Genomic DNA, 19101 nt, shown 5'->3' on the forward strand with positions numbered 1-19101 from the left:
GGGTGGTAGGGCTTGAAAATCCCCGATCCGCCCGCATTATGGTGGCCGTGGCCGGGTGATACATTCCGCGCCGCCATACTTCGTACTTTTGGAGAGTTTACGCAATGAAACGAATATTCTTGTTCATCTTGACCAACCTCGCTGTCTTGCTGGTTATCAACTTCACCTTGCGCCTGCTGGGGGTGGATCGTGTTCTGGATCAAAGCGGCGGAATCAATTTCAGCGCGCTGATGGTGATGTCTGCGGTGATCGGTTTTTCCGGTTCCATCATTTCCCTGCTGATGTCCAAGTGGTTGGCCAAAATGTCGGTCGGGGCCCAGGTCATTGAGAACCCGCAAGACCCGACTGAGCGCTGGCTGGTGGAGACCGTGCGCCGTCACGCGCAAGCCGCCGGCATCGGTATGCCGGAAGTGGCAATCTACGATGCACCGGACGTGAATGCTTTTGCCACCGGCTGGAACCGGAATGATGCACTGGTGGCAGTGAGTACCGGCCTGTTGCACAGCATGAGCCGCGACGAAGCGGAAGCCGTGCTCGGCCACGAGATCAGCCATGTCGCCAACGGGGATATGGTCACGCTCGCGTTGATCCAGGGCGTGGTCAATACCTTCGTGGTGTTCTTTGCCAAGATCATCGGTATTCTCGTGGACCGCGTGCTGCTCAAGAACGACCCGCGCAACGGCCCCGGTATCGGTGCATTCGTTGCCGAGATCGCCGCGCAGATCGTGCTGGGTATCCTGGCCAGTATCATCGTCATGTGGTTCTCGCGTCAGCGCGAGTTCCGTGCGGATGCCGGCGGAGCGAATCTGGCAGGACGGCAGAAGATGATCGCGGCACTGGAGCGCCTGAAGGTGAACCATGAGCAAGCCGCGATGCCGCAGAATATGGCCGCGATGGCGATCTCCAGCCAGGGTGGATTTTCCAGGCTGTTCATGACGCACCCGCCCCTGGATGAGCGCATCGAAGCCTTGCGTGCAGCGAAATAATTGAGAGCGATTGAGCCGCAACAAAAACGGCGGGTTAAACCCGCCGTTTTTTAATTGTCATCGTCGAATTTCTGGCGCGGCGGGTTGCCGTCATACACCAGGCTTTGCCGGTGCTGCAGATATGCATCCCGAATGAAGCTGTAACGGTCGATGATTGCATCATCCAGCACTTTTTCCTGTTCCAGCAAGCCTACCCGCATGTCCAAACCCTCGAGAGCCCAGGCGCTGTTGCGCGCCGGAACATTTTTGGTGTTGCTGATGACGCTGAAGTAGCTATCCGTGTAGAGTCCTGTGCCATCGCGTATCGTGCTTGGTCCCAGGATAGGCAACACCAGATACGGGCCGCTAGGCACACCCCAATAGCCGAGCGTCTGACCGAAGTCTTCGTTGTGTTTTTCCAGACGATCGGTGATGTTGATCAAGCCGAAAATGCCGAAAGTGGTGTTGAAGGCCACCCGTGCCGCATCGCTCGCAGCTTGCCTGAATTTCAATTGCAGAATGTCGTTGGCGGTAACCACCACATCATCCAGATTGGAAAAGAAGTTGCTGACCATGGTTTTCACCGGGCTGGGCACGACCTTGTTATAACCCTGCGCAACCGGTTTGATCACGGCCCGGTCTAGCTTGTCGTTGAATTTATCGACACCGCGATTGAAGGATTCGAAAGGATCTTTTTCCTGGGTGTATGCACTGAGATTGATTGAGCTGCAACCTGCCAACAGCAGACTTGCAAGCAACATGGATATTCGCATCAAAAGCATGAAAATGTGGGCGAGCCGTAAGAATAGTTTTGATTATAGAGGGAAATCGGTGCAGGGTGCATCAGTCTTGTCGCAACCTGCGCAAAGCGTTTAGTATGCGCGACTATGGACAACCCGCCTTCATCGAATAGCCGTCAGACTTCGTTACGCATCGGGGCTTTGTTTCTGATGTTGGCGTTTCTTGAACTGACCTGGCTGCACGCATTATCTCCATTGGAAAATCGTTTGTCCGACTGGTTCGTGAGCCTGCAGGCTCAGGGACTGGCGCCGGACAAAGATATCGTTATCGTCGATATCGACGATGCCAGCCTCGCGCGCATGCAGGATACGGCCGGAAGCTGGCCATGGCCGCGCTCGGTGCATGGCGAATTGTTGCAAGGAATCGCCAAACAACAGCCCAGAGCCATTGTGTTCGACATCCTGTTCAGCGAACGTGATGAATTCAGGCCGGAGAGTGATCGCGAGTTCAATCGATCCCTGCAAGGACTGAATAACGTGTATTTCCCGATGGTGAGGCGCGATGCCGAACTGGACAAGCAGGGTGCTCCTGCCGCGCAAGTGGCGGTCATGCTCGGTTTGCGGCGCACGGAACATGCGGATGACAAGGCGCGCATTGCCGTGTTGCCGCCCTTGGCGGTGGATCCGGCGTATTGGCGTGCGGGTACGATCAATTTTGAAGAAGATGCCGACGGAGTGGGGCGGCGTTACCAGATTTATACCGATGCATACGGTTGGCTCATTCCATCACTGCCGGCGAGAGTGGCGCAGGATCTGGGCTATGCAGTACCGAATCAGCCGGATATGGTGTTGGCGTGGCGCGGGGGGCCGGGAACATTCAAGCATATTTCCTATGCGGATCTTTACGAGGATTTCAATCGCGAGCATGCGCGGCGCGCCCTTGACGAATTGAAAGGCAAAATCGTCATCATCGGCACGGCGGCAACCGGTTTGCATGATATGCGCGTAACGCCGATGGCTAGCTTGTATCCGGGCACGGAGATATTGGCTACCGCCATCGACGACCTGAAGAACCAGCGCATGATGCACCGTACGCAAGGCGACTTTGCGCTGTATTTGGCTTTCCTGTTGCTGGCCTTGTTGAACATCGCCTTCCTGCGCGGCATGAATGCGATCAAGGTGGGGGTCGCGTTGCTCTCAATCAGCCTGCTGGCGCTGCTTGTCAGTTACCTTGCGGTAGCCCGGCTGTATCTGCTGCCGGTGTTGCTGCCCCTGATGCTGGCTTGGGCCTGTTACTTCGTGTTTGCCCTGCGCGAATATCTGCTTGAGCGCAAATCTCGCGAACAGGCGGTGCAGATGTTCAGCCGCTTCGTCAATCCTCACGTGGTTAAAGAGTTGGTTGCACATGGCGGCCTGAGTCGCGCGGGGGAAAGCCGCCAGATCACCATTTTGTTTTCCGACATACGCGGCTTCACCACCTTGTCGGAAAAACGCACGCCGCAGCAGGTGGTGGAGCTGCTCAACCGCTATTTCACTTTGCAGGTCGAGGTGGTGTTTCGCCACGGCGGCTCGCTGGACAAGTTCATCGGCGATGCCATCATGGCGTTCTGGGGCGCTCCGCTGGATGACCCGGATCATGCGTGCCATGCCGTAGAGGCAGCGATGGAAATGGGCGAGGTGTTGCAGCGATTCAAGAAAGAATTGGGCGAGGAAGATGCGAATTTTGATGTCGGCATCGGCATCCATACCGGCCCCGCGGTAGTCGGCCTGATCGGCTCCGAACAGCGCCGCGAATATACCGCCATCGGTGATACGGTCAATCTGGGCAGCCGCATCGAAGGCCTGACCAAGGGCGTGTCGCGCATTCTTGTTTCGCGTGAGACCATGGAGGCCTGTGGCGATGCATACCAATTCAAATCCTTTGGGTCGTTTAAAGTCAAAGGTCGCGAGCAGGAAGTAGAGTTGTTTGCACCAGTCGAAAAGGAAGGAAGAAGATCATGAGGAACGTCATTGCATTATGTTTGCTGCTCGGCTTCGTGCCGACAGCCTGGGCTACAGAATACGCCTACACAATACGCTCTGCCGAACTGAAAGCAAAACCCTACACCGATGCACAGACGCTGACGTCGCTGCCCCCACGCAGCAAGGTCGAGGTGCTGGGACGGCAAGGGGGCTGGACCCATGTCAAATCGATCTCCTTCAGCGGCTGGGTGAAGATGTTGAGCCTGCAGCTGGAAGCGAATGACCAAAACAGGCGAGGAGACAACGGCTTGAGTGCCTTGTTCAATGTTGCCTCCACCGGCAGAAGCAGCAGCACGGTGACTACCGGGATACGCGGTCTGTCGGAAGAACAGTTGAAGAACGCAAAACCCAACCCGCAGGAGCTGCAAGCCGCAAAACGTTATGCCGTGAGCCGCCAGGAGGCGCAACGTTATGCCGCTGCCGGCAAGCTGCATGCACAGAGTATGGATTATCTGAATGGAGGCCAGGAATGAGAACGAATAAAACGATAGCCTTGCTGTGCCTGTTGGTTTCAGCGCTTCCCGCTGCCGCATTCGATCTGGGTAGTATCGACTGGCAAAAAGCGGTTGATACTGTCAAGAAAGTGCAGAAAGCCAGTACCGATATCAGTGAACCGCAAGAGATTGCACTGGGCGAGGGGATTGCCAGCAATTTGCTGGGCGCAGCCCCGCTGCTGGACAATCCGGCAGCACAGGAATATGTGAATCGCGTCGGGCGCTGGCTTACCTTGCAAACGGAACGCCCCGAATTGCCATGGCAATTCGGTGTGCTGGACGACAACGATGTGAATGCCTTCGCCGCGCCCGGCGGCTATGTGTTCATTACCAAAGGGTTGCTGGCGAAAATGAACAGTGAGGCAGAGCTGGCAGGCGTTTTGGCGCACGAGATATCGCATGTGCTGCGCAAGCATCATTTGCAGGCCATCAAAAAGGGGGCGCGAACAGAATTGCTTTCCGATCTTGCGAGCGAAGCGCTGCAGAGCAACGGCTCCAATCCCGCGCTGACCAAGTTGGTCAGCGCGGGAACGGAAGTGTATGCACGGGGTTTGGACAAAAACGACGAGTTTGAGGCTGACCGCATGGGCGTGGTGATCGCAGCGCGGGGTGGTTACGATCCCTACGGATTACCCGCTGTGTTGCAGACTCTGCAATCGCTCAACCCGAACGATTCCAGCGTTGCATTGATGTTCAAGACACATCCGGCACCTGCGGACCGTTTGAGCCTGCTCGACAAGGAGATGACCGGCCAATTCAACAACTTCGAGAATCAGCCCGACCTCGCGCCGCGTTTTCTCCAGGCATTGGGTGCGGGAAAGAAATAGGGTTCGCCGGATTGGCAGGTTGCCTGACTGGGGATTTGCTGATCGGGGTCAATGTCGGCCTGGTTAAATTCACCGCATCACAAATCAGACAGCGGGCTGTCGGCAAGCTTGTCATCTTTGGTGCTTAATTGCCCGATGACCTCGACCAGTGATCTGTCCAAAGCGAGCAAAGTCGATTCGGATAGCCCCTGCAGAGCTTCCGGCAGTATTCCTTCCGCGGGCCCCGGTGCCTTTTTCAGGATCTTTGAGGCATCTTCAGTCAGGCACAAGCCAACTCGCCGCTGATCTTCCTTGCTTCGCTCCTTGATCACCAGACCGTGCGTGACAAGCTTCTCGACCAGCTGACTGCAGGTCGATTGGTGTATGGACAGGCGCTCGGCAAGTTCGGAAACGCCGATATCCGGAGTCTTTGCCACTTCCTGCAATATCCACAATTGTGAACCCGTGACTCCGCAGGTTTTTTCCACTTCACGAAAATGCTGACGAACAGAGCCGAAAATGATGCGAAATTTTTTAAGCACCTGAACTGAAAGCTGACTTTTGTTGCGCTTGGCCAATTTATTGCCTCTTTCTAGGGATTGTGCAGTCTGATTTGAAACCATATGTCACGGAAAAAACATTTATATCATATGTATTCATGTCAACGTAAATTCACTCCAATGCGTTTAATGCAATGCTTTGACTGGTTTTGGTTTGTTAAATCTTTGGTAAGGAAATATACATGAAAAAAATTGCATTCATTCTGGTTTCATTGCTGGTAGCTGCATGTTCGTCCACCCACAAGGCAGATACTGCGGCGGCACCGCAAGCTGCACCGCAAGCTGCACCGCAAACGGCTGCCAGCCCTGCGCCGGTATCGGCGACGCCAGCCGAGCTGGCTGCGAGCAAGCTCGCGGCCGAACTGCAGGGGCTGGAAAAGGAAAGCGTTTATTTTGATTTCGACAAGTATGCCGTAAAGCCGGAATATCAGGATGCAATTCGGAAGCAGGCCAATTTCATCAAGGAGCACAAGAATGACGTGGTCACTCTGGAAGGCAATGCTGACGAGCGCGGGAGCGAAAAGTACAATCTGGCTTTGGGAAACAGGCGTGCAGCAGCTGTTCTGAAAAGCCTGGAACGCCTGGGTGTGCCAGCCTCCCAGATCAGGACAGTGAGCTTCGGGAAAGATCATCCGCGTCTCGCGTGCCACGAAGAAAAATGCTGGAAAGAGAATCGCCGGGTTGATTTTGAGCACAAGCTTAACTAGCAGTAGTGGCTGCATTGTTGGCCGGATTTGGAGCAGATCCGGCTTTGCTTGGGTTATCGATTTAATGGTGACCGGTCGTGCTTGGTCGGAGTCAAGTGCGGACTCATGGCTCGACCGGATTTCCTGCAAGCACTGTTTGCTATCCCGTTTTTATATCAAAGTACTCAAATTCACGAAGGTGGTTTGATGAATTATAGGATTGCCAGTAGTCTTGGAATTGATCGCAAGCACATCTTGCCGATGTCGGTTATCTTGCTCATCCCTTGAGTATTCGCATTGTGTTCGACCGGCTTCAGCGACAACATACTCTGCCGGTACCGAAATCGAATCTGTATGGTTTCCTGATTTTAAAAAGCGGGGTCGTCGCAGCACGGAGTATTGATCGAGCGGATAAAATGTCGGTTCAACACAATCGGTGACACTTAACATGATAGAAACCCTCACTTTAATTACGCTTGCCGTCTTGTTCCTGGTTTTCTTCCGTCCCGGCAAAACGCCCCCCCTTGGGAGTCAACTGGTGATTGAACGGCCGGGGCAGTACAAGATCACTCTCGCGCCCAAATTGAATTTGGCCCAACCCTTCATTGAAGCGATTATCGATCGTCTGCTTAAATTGAATGTCTCAACACGGCATGGCAGTGCCATGCAATTCTTTGCTGTTAACGACAGGCAGGTGGCAACTGCCAATGGTGATGTCTACCTGCTGGCAATCATCGTTCGTGAAGGCATGATTTACTTCCTGGGGGCCCAGCCAGAGTCAGCTATTCCCGCAAATTATCTTGCAACCATCAAAGCCAATGCAAAAGATTTGCTCGTCGGCTTTCCGTCCGCTGATGGGGAAAGCAAAGAGCTTGAGGAGGGATTGTTCAATGCAATACAGGAAGCATCTCGGGAAAGAGGCATCGTTGTCGATTTATTGAAGGATTAGCGCCATCTATTTGCCGCATCAGTCGATATGGCGCATTTGGCTTTTGCCAATGAAATTCTCGGCGAGTGTGTGAAATAGCGGTGCGGGACACACCAGTCTCGAGCTCAGTTTGGCAATGAACGCTGCTGCCATCAAAGGCAATATCATTTCGTGGTTGTCTATCATTTCCATGACGATGACGAACGCAGTGATGGGGGCCTGGGTGACTCCGGAAAAATAGGCAACCATACCTATTATGATCACCGCACCGGCCGGCACTGAAGTGAATAGGTGTGCGATATTGGCACCGAATCCGGCACCGGCCGACAGCGTGGGCGCCATGATTCCGCCGGGTATTCCGCTGATGTAGGAAATTGCCGTCGCCGCCATTTTTAACAGTCCGTAGCTTTCAGGCAATATCGTACTGCCATCTATGAGCGATTTCGCCTCGCTGTAGCCGCTGCCGTAAGTCGAGTTGCCGGACGCCAGTCCCACCAACGCCAGAAGCAGTCCGCAGATGGCTGCAAAAGCTATCGGCTGTGCCCGCATCCATGTGCCAATTCTTCCCGTCAGCCCTTTGTTGATTTCGATCAGCGTGCGGCTGAATACGCCGCCAAACAGGCCACCCGTTACGCCGCAGATGACGACAACGCCCCATTCGCGACCAAAGGCAAGCGATTGCGAAGTGTGTCCGAAATAGGAGTAATTTCCGAGCAGCGCAAGCGAGGTGATACCGGCGATGATGACGGTCATGAGTATGGTCGAGCTATTGTGCTCTTCAAATGAGCGGCTCATCTCCTCGATGGCGAACACGATTCCGGCCAGCGGCGTATTGAAGGCGGCTGCGACTCCGGCTGCGGCGCCGGCAAGGATTAAACCTTTATCAAGATCGTGCTTCGGGAAGTGGGCAAATTTGCCCAGGCTATGCATGATGGATGCGCCGATCTGGACGGAGGGTCCTTCGCGTCCTACCGATGCTCCAAACGTCAGACCGGTGATGGTGAGGACGATCTTTCCAGTCGCCACCCCCAGTGAAAGCACCTGTTCGCGGATCCTGCCATTTTCATTGGGGTCGAGTGCGGCAATGGTCTGCGGAATGCCGCTGCCTTGCGCACCGGGGAAAAATTTCCTGGTAAGGATGACGATAAAAACGAGTCCCAAAGGCGTAAGCACCAAGGGAAGATAAGGGGAAATGGAAAGCAGTCTGTGGAAAACACCGTTCGCCCACTCGCAGGCTACCGCAAACACAATCGCAACCAAGCCTACGCTGATCGCTCCGCACCAGAATACAAGTCTGCGTTTCCAATTCAGGACCAGAATATTCTCCAATAGATAAATTCCACCATCTGCCGCTTTCACTTCTGTGACATTCAGCCTAAAAATATTTTTCACACATATTATGCATCGACATTTAACATTTATATAAATATTATTTATGCAAACCAAGTTTGCTGTTATTCGTCAGCAATCGCGCTTCATAGAGTCAAAAGTGACTGCCAAAGCAGGGCGTACCGGCAGCACAAACCGGGCTGGTCGCCCGGGCAAGGAAAAGCCGTGGCTGACATGCCATGAAAAAAATATTGGAAAGAGAATCGCAGGGCCGATTTTGCACATAGGATGGGTTGGCAATATCCCGCCGAGGGAAGTTTGATAAGAAATTCGGTCGTCCCTTATTGTCGATTCAAATGCCGCCCTGCTGGCAGTTGGAGGTTTGCTGTGGATGATTGGCTGATTATCGGTGCTTTGGGGATTCTGCTTGTCATTCAGTTTGAAAAGCAGCAATCGCCGGATATTCCGCCGGGAATGCGCGACCAGGCAATCGTCAGTTCATATTGGCAACAAAATTAAATTTGTCGTGAGCCTCTACTTGCGGTAGTCAGAGGTTTTAAGGTTGTAATGGGCCGCTAGCGCGTCGGTGGTTCGAGATCGGAGTTTCGGAATAAGTACTCGCCGCGTTTGCGGTCGGCAAAGTAATGCTCGAGCGTGTAGCGTATCGGGCGGAATGCCAGTGTGTCCCACGGAATCTCGTCTTCAGCGAAAAGCTCCGCTTCCAGGCTCTCCACGCCCGGAAAAAAGTCCAGATCGAGCAGCGTGGCACGATACAGCAGCTGTACCTGATTGATGTAGGGAAGGTTGTACATCGCATAAAGACCCAGCACGTCGATACGTGCATTGGCTTCTTCCAGGGTCTCGCGCGCTGCCGCCTGTGCCGTTGTCTCGCCGTTTTCCATGAAGCCTGCCGGCAATGTCCACAGGCCGTGACGCGGTTCGATGGCGCGGCGGCAAAGCAGGATGCGGCCATCCTTCCACTCGGGGATGGCACCGACAATCAGCTTGGGGTTCTGGTAATGGATGGTATTGCAGACGGTGCAGACATGCCGCTCGCGGTTATCGTCCTGAGGCAGGGAAAGCTCGACCGGTGCACCGCATTCTGAGCAGAATTTCACGGCATCAGTCCCAGAACTTCCACCACGGTGTGGGATTCAGCGGGGACTCCTTGGCCTCTGGCTGAGCGCCGTCCTTGGCGACGTTCAGGGCGAGCACGCGTTTTGCGTCATCGCGCAGGTCTTTCATTCCCATGGCGTCATAGGCTTGTACCAGGATTTGCAGGGCATCCCGGGTCTGCGGTGTTTGCGGAAAATCGATCAATACCCCTTTGGCGCGGTTTGCCGCCGCGACATAGGCACCGCGGCGCAGGTAATAGTCCGCCACATGGATTTCCGCGCGGGCCAGAGTGATCAGCAGGAATTGCATGCGCAGCCGGGCATCTGGCGTGTATTTGCTGTCCGGGAAGCGTGTGACCAGTTCCTTGAACGAATTGAAGGATTCGCGCAAAGCTGCGGGATCGCGTTCAGCCGGATCCTGTTTCAACAGGGTGCCGAAAAGACTGTTGATGTTCTCGTTGAAGTTGATGAGTCCCTTGAGGTAGTACACGTAATCAAGATGGGTGCTCGTGGGATACATCTTCACGAATTGGTCCAGGGCCCCAAGCGCCGGGGCCGGTTCGCTGTGTTTGTAATAGGCGTAGGCGATCTCCATTTGCGCCTGTTGGGCGTAACGGCCATACGGATAACGCGATTGCAAGGTCTCGAACTGTTTCACGGCCTTTTCGTAGTTCTCATCCTTCATCTGCTCTTGCGCTTTTGCATAAATCTCGTCGGCTGACAGATTCTTCATTTCATCCTTGACAGTGTCGGAACTGCAAGCAACTAACGTGAGCAGGAAGAAAACGGCTAAACTATGGCGCATGATGAAACCCGAAGAAGATTTACCCGATTATAGCAAAGACGATGACTCTGCCGACCTGCTTGAGATGCGTGTTCCGATGGAACACGGCGGGCTGCGCCTCGACCAGGCACTCGTCAAACTGTTTCCGGAATACTCGCGCAGCCGTTTGCAGGACTGGATAGAGCAGGGGCTGGTTACGGTCAACGGCACTGCAGGAAGTGTCAAACAAAAGGTCTGGGGCGGGGAAACAATCTGCGTATCGCCGCAGATACATCCTTCCGAACAACCCTATGTGGCCGAGGATATTCCGCTCGATATCGTCTATGAAGACAATGACATCCTGGTTATCAACAAACCGGTAGGGCTGGTGGTGCACCCGGGTAGCGGCAACTGGCAAGGCACGCTGCTCAATGCATTGTTGCACCATGCTCCGCAACTTGCCGAAGTGCCGCGCGCGGGCATCGTGCACCGGCTGGACAAGGATACCAGCGGTTTGATGGTGGTGGCCAAGACACTCATTGCGCAGACCGCGCTGGTGCGGCAAATGCAGTCCCGCAGCGTGAAACGCGAATATCTTGCGCTGGTGTGGGGAGAACTGGATTACGGCGGCGTTATTGATCTGCCCATCGGGCGTCATCCATCGCAGCGCGTGAAGATGGCGGTGATTCAAGGTGGCAAGGAAGCCGTCACTCATTACAGCGTGGAAGCGAATTTCCCCAGCTGCACTTTGTTGCGTTGTAGGCTCGAGACCGGACGTACACACCAGATCCGCGTGCACCTGACGCATAACGGCCATCCCCTGATCGGCGATAGCGTGTACCAGAAAGGTGTGCAGAAATGCGCCCTGCCATTGCGCGAACTATTGAACAATTTTCCGCGGCAGGCACTGCACGCGACGAAATTGGCACTGGAACATCCCGTTACCGGCGAATGGCTGGAATGGCATGCGCCGCTGCCGGAGGATATGGAACAGCTGCTGGATCAGATCGACGAGGCAAGCCATGGGATTGCCTGATCACTGCATTACGCCTGAGTGGCCTGCGCCGGCGAACGTCAAAGCTTTGCAGACCACGCGCCAGGGCGGCATCAGCACGGCACCCTACGACACACTCAACCTGGGTTTGCATGTCGGCGATAGCCCGCAAGCCGTTGCGCGCAATCGCCAGTTGCTGGAACCGTTTTTGCCGAGTGAGCCGGTGTGGCTGGAACAGGTGCACGGCACCGTCGTTGCCGATGCGGATTCCGCGAGTTGCCACGTTCAGGCCGATGCCAGCATCGCGCGCCATCGCGGTACGGTGTGCGTGGTGATGACGGCGGATTGCCTGCCTGTGTTGCTGTGCGACGAGGCGGGTACGGTGGTCGGTGCGGTGCATGCGGGCTGGAAGGGATTGGCTGCCGGCGTCATCGAAGCGACTGTCAAGGCGATGGGTGTTGCGCCGCACAAGTTGATGGCATGGTTCGGTCCCGCCATCGGGCAGGAAGCATTCGAGGTGGGGGCAGAGGTGCGCGCCGCTTTCATTGCGCATCAGGCGCGGGCTGCCGAGGCATTCGTGGCGCATGGCGGGGAAGGCAAATACCTTGCCGACCTCTATCTGCTGGCGCGCCAGCGGCTTGAGGTATTGGGCATCAGGAAAGTCAGTGGGGGAAATTACTGCACCTACCACCAGAAGGACAAGTTCTTTTCCTACCGCCGCGATGGGGTGACCGGGCGCATGGGCACGTTTATCTGGTTGGGTTAGCGTGCTGGTTTCTCAATCGACTGAATGGAGAAACCTTCGCGGCCAGGCCGTCTCGCGGAGTAATACGCCGGCGAGGCGCTATGCCCTGACCGCCTGCGGCATCGGCATCGCCGCCTTGTCCAACAACAAGCACGGCAATGCCCATGCACAAGCTCTATTGCGAGCCGGAGCTCAAGGGCGGCAACAGCGGGGTTGAGGTTTGCCTGAAATAGCAGTTTGCAACATTCCAAAATCAATCGGAGGCGTGCAGCATGAATAAGGTCTACATCACGGGCAGCGGACTCTGGGTGCCCTCAAATCTCATTAGCAATGACGAACTCGTGGCTTCCTACAACGAGTATGTTCGGCGCACCAACGAGCGCAATGCTGCCGCCATCGGCCGCGGCGAGGTTGCCGCGCTGCCTGAATCGAGCAGCGAGTTCATCGAAAAGGCCTCGGGCATCAAGCAGCGCTATGTGGTCGAAAAGACCGGTGTGCTTGATCCCGACCGCATGTGTCCCGTGATTCCGCCGCGCCCGAACGAACAGATATCATTGATGGCAGAGATGGCAGTCGGTGCCGCGCGCGAAGCGCTGGCCAGCGCCGGACGCAAGGCGGAAGAGGTCGATCTGGTCATCGTCGCCTGCTCCAGTTTTCAACGGCCCTATCCGGCCATCGCCGTCGAGGTGCAGGGCGCGCTCGGCTGCGGCGGTTACGGTTACGACATGAACGTTGCATGCTCATCCGCTACTTTCGGTATCGAGCAAGCCGCCAACGCCGTGCGCTCCGGCAGCGCGCGCTGTGCATTGGTGATCAGTCCGGAACTGCCTTCTGGCCACCTCGAATGGCGCGACCGCGATTGCCACTTCATTTTCGGCGACATCGCCACCGCCGTTGTCGTCGAAGCCTCTCCCTCGGGTCGGCAAAAGTCTGCGTGGGAGATACTCAGCTCCAAGGCCGCGACCGTCTTTTCCAACAACATTCGTAACAACAGCGGCTTTCTCGACCGCTGCAATCCGGCATCGCGCGACAACCGCGACAAGCTCTTCATGCAGGAGGGCCGCAAGGTGTTCAAGGAAGTCTGCCCGATGGCCGCCGACCATATCTCCTCGCACCTTGCTGCCAACGGTCTTACGGCAAGCGATGTCAATCGCTTCTGGCTACACCAGGCCAACCTGACCATGAACCACCTGATCGCGAAGCGCATCCTCGGGCGTGAAGCCACGCTGGAAGAAGCACCCGTGATCCTCGACAAGTTCGCCAACACGGCCTCGGCCGGTTCCATCATCGCATTCCATCAGCACAACACCGATCTCGCGGCAGGCAGCATCGGCGTCATTTGCTCGTTCGGGGCCGGGTATTCGATTGGCAGCCACATCCTCAAGCGAGTTTGACGGTATCGACCGCTAACCTTCCCGACCTTTCATGCAAGAAATCACCGTCACCCAACGCAAAGTAATCCTCGCCGCCTGTTTCGGTACATTCCTCGAGTGGTACGACTTCCTTACCTTTGCCTCGCTGGCGACCTATTTCGGCGTGCTGTTCTTCCCGCCGGAGAATCCGACGGCAGCGTTGCTGATGAGCCTCGCCACCTTTGGCGTCGGCATGGTGGTGCGGCCATTGGGTTCGGCATTGTTCGGTTCGCTGGCGGACAAATTCGGCCGACGTCCGATCTTTATCGCGACCATCTCGCTGATGGGCATGACAACCTTTCTGGTCGGAGTGCTGCCGACCTATGCGCAGATCGGCATTCTTGCGCCGCTGCTGTTGCTGCTATTGCGCCTGTTGCAGGGCTTTGCTGTGGGCGGCGAGATCGGCGGGGTGGCGGTATATCTCACCGAGCATGCACCGCAGGGCAGACGCGGTTTCTACACCAGCGTGCTGCAACTGATGGGGCCGCTCGGCATTCTGGTTTCCACTTTGCAGATTGTGCTGTTGCAGGCCTTTTTAAGCGATGCAGATTTTCATGGCTGGGGCTGGCGCGTGCCATTCCTGTTTTCTGCGCTGCTGTTGTTCATTTCCATCAAGACGCGCATGAGCCTGGAGGAATCTCCGGTATTTCGACAGTTGCAGGCAGCGGGCACAGTCTCCAAAGCGCCTCTGCGGGAATGTCTGGGTGATCGTCGCACTTTGGGACGCATGGCGCTGCTGTTCTTCTGCATTTCTGCAGGCGGTTCGCTGCTGTTTTTCTCGTCGCAGGTGTATGCCAATGTGTTCCTTAAAAGTGTGGTGCGGCTCGACGCACAACTCGCCAGTACGCTGGTGATGGCCAGCACCCTGCTGCTGTTCCCGCTCACTGTCTTTTGCGGCTGGCTGTCGGACAAGGCACCTTGCTGCCAACGGTCTTACGGCAAGCGATGTCAATCGCTTCTGGCTACACCAGGCCAACCTGACCATGAACCACCTGATCGCGAAGCGCATCCTCGGGCGTGAAGCCACGCTGGAAGAAGCACCCGTGATCCTCGACAAGTTCGCCAACACGGCCTCGGCCGGTTCCATCATCGCATTCCATCAGCACAACACCGATCTCGCGGCAGGCAGCATCGGCGTCATTTGCTCGTTCGGGGCCGGGTATTCGATTGGCAGCCACATCCTCAAGCGAGTTTGACGGTATCGACCGCTAACCTTCCCGACCTTTCATGCAAGAAATCACCGTCACCCAACGCAAAGTAATCCTCGCCGCCTGTTTCGGTACATTCCTCGAGTGGTACGACTTCCTTACCTTTGCCTCGCTGGCGACCTATTTCGGCGTGCTGTTCTTCCCGCCGGAGAATCCGACGGCAGCGTTGCTGATGAGCCTCGCCACCTTTGGCGTCGGCATGGTGGTGCGGCCATTGGGTTCGGCATTGTTCGGTTCGCTGGCGGACAAATTCGGCCGACGTCCGATCTTTATCGCGACCATCTCGCTGATGGGCATGACAACCTTTCTGGTCGGAGTGCTGCCGACCTATGCGCAGATCGGCATTCTTGCGCCGCTGCTGTTGCTGCTATTGCGCCTGTTGCAGGGCTTTGCTGTGGGCGGCGAGATCGGCGGGGTGGCGGTATATCTCACCGAGCATGCACCGCAGGGCAGACGCGGTTTCTACACCAGCGTGCTGCAACTGATGGGGCCGCTCGGCATTCTGGTTTCCACTTTGCAGATTGTGCTGTTGCAGGCCTTTTTAAGCGATGCAGATTTTCATGGCTGGGGCTGGCGCGTGCCATTCCTGTTTTCTGCGCTGCTGTTGTTCATTTCCATCAAGACGCGCATGAGCCTGGAGGAATCTCCGGTATTTCGACAGTTGCAGGCAGCGGGCACAGTCTCCAAAGCGCCTCTGCGGGAATGTCTGGGTGATCGTCGCACTTTGGGACGCATGGCGCTGCTGTTCTTCTGCATTTCTGCAGGCGGTTCGCTGCTGTTTTTCTCGTCGCAGGTGTATGCCAATGTGTTCCTTAAAAGTGTGGTGCGGCTCGACGCACAACTCGCCAGTACGCTGGTGATGGCCAGCACCCTGCTGCTGTTCCCGCTCACTGTCTTTTGCGGCTGGCTGTCGGACAAGATCGGGCGCAAGCCGGTCTTGCTGGCAGGCTTGATTCTGGGCGCGATTACTATCCTGCCGGTGTTCAAGGGCTTGCAGCATTACGGCAATCCGGCGCTGGAACGTTTCAATCGCGAAGTTGCAGTGACGCTGTACGGAAGTGATTGCGACTACAGTCCGTTCCGCAAAGCTGCGAACGATTGCGAGCGCAATCAGGAGTTTCTCACCAGGAACGGCGTTTCGTATTCCCTTCAGCCGCAGCGAACCGGGCAGGACGCGGCGGTGAGCATAGGCGGCGATGGCGGAATCAACGGTTTCAGTCCGGAAAAACTGACCGGGGTGTTAAAAGCCAAAGGCTGGTCGGAAAAAGCGGACGCTAATCAGGTAAACCGCTTCATGATGTTCCTGCTGCTCATTGTGCCGGTGATTGCAGTTGCACTGATCACGGGCCCGCAGACCGCGGTTCTCGCAGAACTGTTCCCGGCACGCACGCGCTATACCGCCGCCGCCGTGCCGCATAACCTGAGCGCGGGGTGGATCGGCGGGCTGTCGCCGTTCATGGTCACATTGCTCTCGGTTCAGGCGGGCGATGCGCTGGCGGGACTGTGGTATCCGGTGGGCATGCTGATCTTTGCTTCCGTGCTCGGAGTGCTGTTCATGCCGGAGACGCTCGATGTTTCCCTGAGCGATTAACAGCCTAAAATGGCATAGAACGACCTGTCCACATTCCGGCCTCAAGTTTTCCCGCCGGATGTCGTCATAGACGTGCGCACTACATTTTCATAAATGTAGCCCCCTTCTGGAGAAATCGATGAACAACTGGTACAACTCGCTCAGCATACGCTGGAAGCTTCAATTCGGCTTCTTCCTGGTGACAATGGTCACCACTGTCTACAACCGGATGCTTGCCTCGCATGAATTGGGGCAGATGGTCGACATCGCGCGTGAAGGCGGGGTCGGCCAGCAGGTCATCAGCCAGCTCGTGGCAAACCATAATGCCTATATTTTCAATTCTTTCTGGGAATCGGGGCTGGAGTTCATGCTCCAGTTCTTCATCATCGGTTTTGTAGCCAACCTGTTCGTCAAACCCATCAAGGCGCTGTGCAATGCGCTGAAGACGGTGGAAAAAGGCGACCTCACCAAGGGTGTGGAGCATCGCTCGCGCGACGAGATTGGCGAACTGGAAAAAAGTTTCAACGACATGCTGGCCAAGCTCAACCATATCATGTGCGAGGTGGACGACAGCGGGAAGGAAATGGAACAGTCTGCATTCCAGATCGCCAAGATATCGCACGAAATCGCGGAGGTGGGCCGCAAGGAACAAAACCGTTCGGATGAGGTGAACGGCGCCACGCAGCAGTTGCACCAGATTTCGGAAAGCGTGCAGGTGCAGGCGACCGAAGCGACAATAAGGGCGCAAAGGACCGAGTCCCAGGCGCGCGAAGGAATCAGTTTTGTGCAGAAGAACATCTCCGAGATGGAAAATACGGTGCAGGAAGTGAATCAGGCAGCGACGAAGATCAATGAACTGGAGAGATCGGCGGCGCAGATCCACGACATCATCTCTACCATTCAGGATATCGCCGGACAGACCAATCTGTTGGCGCTCAATGCCGCTATCGAAGCCGCGCGCGCCGGAGAGCAGGGGCGCGGATTCGCTGTGGTGGCCGATGAAGTGCGCAAACTGGCCGAACGCACGACGCAATCGGCCGGCGAGGTTTCGCGCATCATTTCCCAACTGGGCGGCAAGGTGGAAGAAGTGACGACGTCGATGAACGTGGTGGTGGGCAAGGTGCACGAGAACCAGAAGCTGGCGGGCGAGACGGCTGCAGTGATCGAGCGTATTTCGGTGGATGTTGCGGAAACGGCCAGTGCGAACAACGGCATATCCGAGGCCAGCGCTGCGCAGATACGCAATGTGGACATCCTCCAGAAGACGCTGAAGGAACTCTTCGCGACGTTGCAGGAGAGCTCGGTCAAGGTGGAGACGACGGCGGGCATCGGCGACGGACTGCATACAGTCACCGGGAAGCTGAACAATCTGATGGCTGAATTTACCTTTAACCACACTTCTGCCATCAAGGCAATTCAGCATGAGAAGCGAACTTTTCCGCGCGCTGCCAACCGTTTGCTGGTTCATGTGGCGCAGGGCGGGACCTCAGTCGAATGCCCCAGCCTCGATTTCAGCATGACCGGTATTCGCCTGCTGATGAGCAAAGAACTGGACCGGAGCAAGCTGATCGAAATGGAGATATATCTACCGCAGGAAGATATCAGTCATTACGAGGGACAGAAGCCAGTCAAATTACCTGGCAGGATCACCTGGCAACGCAAGGAGCAGGGGAAGTTTGTCTGCGGTGTTGTCTTTGAGAAAATGTCCGATGAAGCGGCCAAACGTTTGCGTGAAAGTTTCAGGTACTACAACAAGGAACCCGAATTCGGTGCCATCCGGTGATACTGGGTATAATCCGCGCCCTTCACTAATTTGGGTTATAGCATGAGCATCCTGGCCTGGATCATCATCACCAGCCTATTGGGCGGCATCCTGAGCGTGTTAGCGGCTGCGCTGTTTGCGCTCAATGCGCGGGGTGAATACCTCGGCGGACTGGTGAGCTATGCCATCGGTGCGCTGCTGGGTGCCGTATTCCTCGACATTCTGCCCGAGGCTTTTCAGCAAGCGTCCAATCTGCCGGCGGTGAGTGGCATGGTGCTGGTCGGCATATTGATGTTTTTCACGCTGGAGAAAGTGTTGATCTGGCGCCACTGCCATCACGAACACTGCGAAGCGCATGAGCCTCACGAACAGGCAGGGCACGATCATGGGCGCAGCGGGACGATGGTCATCGTCGGCGATACCTTCCACAACTTTATCGATGGCATCATCATCGCGGCGGCCTTCCTGGTCGATGTGCACCTGGGGGTTGTGACTTCGCTGGCCATCATTGCCCACGAGATTCCGCAGGAAGTCGGCGACTTTGCCGTTCTGCTGCATTCCGGCTACAGCAAGCTGCGCGCTTTTCAACTCAATCTCATTTCCAGTTTTGCCACACTGGTCGGCGGTGTGCTGGGATATGTCGCACTGAAGGACATGCAATCGCTGGTGCCGTATTTGCTGGCCTTGGCAGCTTCCAGCCTGATCTATATTGCGGTGGCTGACCTGATACCCGGTTTGCACAAACGAACACGTATGCGCGACACCGTGCAGCAGGTCGTGTTGATCCTGTTGGGCGTGGGCACAGTCGCGCTGTTCGGTTCCATCGCACCCGCCTGAGGGCCTTGCGACAAATGCAGTGTCAAGGTTGAAAGTACCGGTCAAATGACTCCGGATGAGTTGTTTTCTTTCGGCAAGTCCATTTTGCTCTTCTTGAGGCTATCCTTAAAGGACGGGCATTCCGGGAAGATTAAATTTATTGTAATAATCGGTTTTAGAAGATAC

20 protein-coding genes are annotated in these 19101 nt (G+C 55.9%); 15 read left to right on the plus strand and 5 right to left on the minus strand.

The genetic code is table 11. From position 1 onward, the window contains the following. The first annotated feature begins 104 nt into the window (after positions 1–104). Positions 105–986 (plus strand): protease HtpX, encoded by an 882-nt coding sequence (htpX, locus tag QOY30_RS05155; RefSeq protein ID WP_283743562.1) that lies wholly within the window; start codon positions 105–107, stop codon positions 984–986. 50 nt (positions 987–1036) lie between these two features. Here htpX and QOY30_RS05160 read toward each other — a convergent pair whose 3' ends face one another. Beyond that, positions 1037–1726 (minus strand): MlaA family lipoprotein, encoded by a 690-nt coding sequence (locus QOY30_RS05160; RefSeq protein WP_283743563.1) that lies wholly within the window; start codon positions 1724–1726, stop codon positions 1037–1039. 189 nt (positions 1727–1915) lie between these two features. Here QOY30_RS05160 and QOY30_RS05165 point away from each other — a divergent pair, with 189 nt between their 5' ends. The 3 genes from QOY30_RS05165 to QOY30_RS05175 are packed head-to-tail and all read left to right on the plus strand — an operon-like array spanning position 1916 to position 5048. Then, positions 1916–3706 (plus strand): adenylate/guanylate cyclase domain-containing protein, encoded by a 1791-nt coding sequence (locus QOY30_RS05165; RefSeq protein WP_283743564.1) that lies wholly within the window; start codon positions 1916–1918, stop codon positions 3704–3706. Beyond that, on the plus strand, positions 3703–4200 hold the full coding sequence (locus tag QOY30_RS05170; protein ID WP_283743565.1) for an SH3 domain-containing protein: 498 nt from the start codon (positions 3703–3705) through the stop codon (positions 4198–4200). Before QOY30_RS05165 ends, QOY30_RS05170 begins: the two co-directional genes overlap by 4 nt. After that, the gene (locus QOY30_RS05175; RefSeq protein WP_283743566.1) at positions 4197–5048 is read left to right on the plus strand and encodes a M48 family metallopeptidase; all 852 of its coding nucleotides are present in this window, start codon (positions 4197–4199) and stop codon (positions 5046–5048) included. The genes QOY30_RS05170 and QOY30_RS05175 overlap by 4 nt, the downstream gene beginning before the upstream one ends. A 77-nt stretch (positions 5049–5125) precedes the next feature. Here the strand turns inward: QOY30_RS05175 and QOY30_RS05180 are convergent, their stop codons facing one another. Further along, on the minus strand, positions 5126–5605 hold the full coding sequence (locus tag QOY30_RS05180; RefSeq protein ID WP_283743568.1) for a MarR family winged helix-turn-helix transcriptional regulator: 480 nt from the start codon (positions 5603–5605) through the stop codon (positions 5126–5128). 164 nt (positions 5606–5769) lie between these two features. Between QOY30_RS05180 and pal the strand changes: the two genes are divergently transcribed. Beyond that, the gene (pal, locus tag QOY30_RS05185; RefSeq protein WP_283743569.1) at positions 5770–6294 is read left to right on the plus strand and encodes a peptidoglycan-associated lipoprotein Pal; all 525 of its coding nucleotides are present in this window, start codon (positions 5770–5772) and stop codon (positions 6292–6294) included. A 427-nt stretch (positions 6295–6721) separates the two neighbouring features. Beyond that, positions 6722–7222 (plus strand): hypothetical protein, encoded by a 501-nt coding sequence (locus QOY30_RS05190; RefSeq protein WP_283743570.1) that lies wholly within the window; start codon positions 6722–6724, stop codon positions 7220–7222. An 18-nt stretch (positions 7223–7240) separates the two neighbouring features. On the opposite strand, the gene QOY30_RS05195 is transcribed toward QOY30_RS05190, so the two are convergent. Continuing rightward, entirely contained in the window at positions 7241–8593 is a 1353-nt protein-coding gene (locus tag QOY30_RS05195; protein WP_283743571.1) for a chloride channel protein, read from the minus strand. 324 nt (positions 8594–8917) lie between these two features. Between QOY30_RS05195 and QOY30_RS05200 the strand changes: the two genes are divergently transcribed. Continuing rightward, positions 8918–9049: a hypothetical protein gene (locus QOY30_RS05200; protein ID WP_283743572.1), complete on the plus strand. Its 132-nt coding sequence runs from the start codon at positions 8918–8920 to the stop codon at positions 9047–9049. 56 nt (positions 9050–9105) lie between these two features. Here the strand turns inward: QOY30_RS05200 and QOY30_RS05205 are convergent, their stop codons facing one another. After that, positions 9106–9648 (minus strand): NUDIX hydrolase, encoded by a 543-nt coding sequence (locus QOY30_RS05205; RefSeq protein ID WP_283743573.1) that lies wholly within the window; start codon positions 9646–9648, stop codon positions 9106–9108. Positions 9649–9652: 4 nt separating this feature from the next. Next, positions 9653–10450: an outer membrane protein assembly factor BamD gene (locus tag QOY30_RS05210; protein ID WP_283743574.1), complete on the minus strand. Its 798-nt coding sequence runs from the start codon at positions 10448–10450 to the stop codon at positions 9653–9655. On the opposite strand from QOY30_RS05210, the gene rluD reads away from it, so the two are divergent. The 8 genes from rluD (at position 10449) to QOY30_RS05250 (ending at position 18936) form a co-directional block, all read left to right on the plus strand. Next, the gene (gene rluD / locus QOY30_RS05215) at positions 10449–11444 is read left to right on the plus strand and encodes a 23S rRNA pseudouridine(1911/1915/1917) synthase RluD (RefSeq protein WP_283743575.1); all 996 of its coding nucleotides are present in this window, start codon (positions 10449–10451) and stop codon (positions 11442–11444) included. The genes QOY30_RS05210 and rluD overlap by 2 nt on opposite strands. Beyond that, positions 11431–12168, plus strand: coding sequence for a peptidoglycan editing factor PgeF (gene pgeF, locus QOY30_RS05220; RefSeq protein WP_283743576.1), 738 nt, complete (start codon positions 11431–11433; stop codon positions 12166–12168). The genes rluD and pgeF overlap by 14 nt, the downstream gene beginning before the upstream one ends. A gap of 251 nt (positions 12169–12419) precedes the next feature. Beyond that, the gene (locus tag QOY30_RS05225) at positions 12420–13541 is read left to right on the plus strand and encodes a beta-ketoacyl-ACP synthase III (RefSeq protein WP_283743577.1); all 1122 of its coding nucleotides are present in this window, start codon (positions 12420–12422) and stop codon (positions 13539–13541) included. Between the two features lie 31 nt (positions 13542–13572). Then, positions 13573–14580 (plus strand): MFS transporter, encoded by a 1008-nt coding sequence (locus QOY30_RS05230; RefSeq protein WP_283743578.1) that lies wholly within the window; start codon positions 13573–13575, stop codon positions 14578–14580. Then, positions 14537–14755 (plus strand): 3-oxoacyl-[acyl-carrier-protein] synthase III C-terminal domain-containing protein, encoded by a 219-nt coding sequence (locus QOY30_RS05235; protein WP_283746031.1) that lies wholly within the window; start codon positions 14537–14539, stop codon positions 14753–14755. Before QOY30_RS05230 ends, QOY30_RS05235 begins: the two co-directional genes overlap by 44 nt. 31 nt (positions 14756–14786) lie before the next feature. Next, entirely contained in the window at positions 14787–16358 is a 1572-nt protein-coding gene (locus QOY30_RS05240; protein WP_283743579.1) for an MFS transporter, read from the plus strand. A 118-nt stretch (positions 16359–16476) separates the two neighbouring features. Then, positions 16477–18120 (plus strand): methyl-accepting chemotaxis protein, encoded by a 1644-nt coding sequence (locus tag QOY30_RS05245; RefSeq protein WP_283743580.1) that lies wholly within the window; start codon positions 16477–16479, stop codon positions 18118–18120. A gap of 42 nt (positions 18121–18162) precedes the next feature. After that, complete coding sequence (locus tag QOY30_RS05250) at positions 18163–18936, plus strand: ZIP family metal transporter (protein WP_283743581.1); 774 nt, start codon at positions 18163–18165, stop codon at positions 18934–18936. The last annotated feature ends 165 nt before the right edge of the window (positions 18937–19101 follow it).

It is taken from the genome of Sideroxydans sp. CL21 (genome assembly GCF_902459525.1).
GTDB lineage: Bacteria > Pseudomonadota > Gammaproteobacteria > Burkholderiales > Gallionellaceae > Sideroxyarcus.

Excerpts from the sequence above, each read along its gene's own strand:
- htpX (WP_283743562.1), top strand. The coding sequence starts at position 105 with ATGAAACGAATATTCTTGTTCATCTTGACCAACCTCGCTGTCTTGCTG.
- QOY30_RS05230 (WP_283743578.1), top strand. The coding sequence starts at position 13,573 with ATGCAAGAAATCACCGTCACCCAACGCAAAGTAATCCTCGCCGCCTGT.
- QOY30_RS05240 (WP_283743579.1), top strand. The coding sequence starts at position 14,787 with ATGCAAGAAATCACCGTCACCCAACGCAAAGTAATCCTCGCCGCCTGT.
- rluD (WP_283743575.1), top strand. The coding sequence starts at position 10,449 with ATGATGAAACCCGAAGAAGATTTACCCGATTATAGCAAAGACGATGAC.
- pal (WP_283743569.1), top strand. The coding sequence starts at position 5,770 with ATGAAAAAAATTGCATTCATTCTGGTTTCATTGCTGGTAGCTGCATGT.
- QOY30_RS05175 (WP_283743566.1), top strand. The coding sequence starts at position 4,197 with ATGAGAACGAATAAAACGATAGCCTTGCTGTGCCTGTTGGTTTCAGCG.
- QOY30_RS05190 (WP_283743570.1), top strand. The coding sequence starts at position 6,722 with ATGATAGAAACCCTCACTTTAATTACGCTTGCCGTCTTGTTCCTGGTT.
- QOY30_RS05170 (WP_283743565.1), top strand. The coding sequence starts at position 3,703 with ATGAGGAACGTCATTGCATTATGTTTGCTGCTCGGCTTCGTGCCGACA.
- QOY30_RS05160 (WP_283743563.1), bottom strand. The coding sequence starts at position 1,726 with ATGTTGCTTGCAAGTCTGCTGTTGGCAGGTTGCAGCTCAATCAATCTC.
- QOY30_RS05250 (WP_283743581.1), top strand. The coding sequence starts at position 18,163 with ATGAGCATCCTGGCCTGGATCATCATCACCAGCCTATTGGGCGGCATC.
- QOY30_RS05210 (WP_283743574.1), bottom strand. The coding sequence starts at position 10,450 with ATGCGCCATAGTTTAGCCGTTTTCTTCCTGCTCACGTTAGTTGCTTGC.
- pgeF (WP_283743576.1), top strand. The coding sequence starts at position 11,431 with ATGGGATTGCCTGATCACTGCATTACGCCTGAGTGGCCTGCGCCGGCG.
- QOY30_RS05245 (WP_283743580.1), top strand. The coding sequence starts at position 16,477 with ATGAACAACTGGTACAACTCGCTCAGCATACGCTGGAAGCTTCAATTC.
- QOY30_RS05165 (WP_283743564.1), top strand. The coding sequence starts at position 1,916 with ATGTTGGCGTTTCTTGAACTGACCTGGCTGCACGCATTATCTCCATTG.
- QOY30_RS05225 (WP_283743577.1), top strand. The coding sequence starts at position 12,420 with ATGAATAAGGTCTACATCACGGGCAGCGGACTCTGGGTGCCCTCAAAT.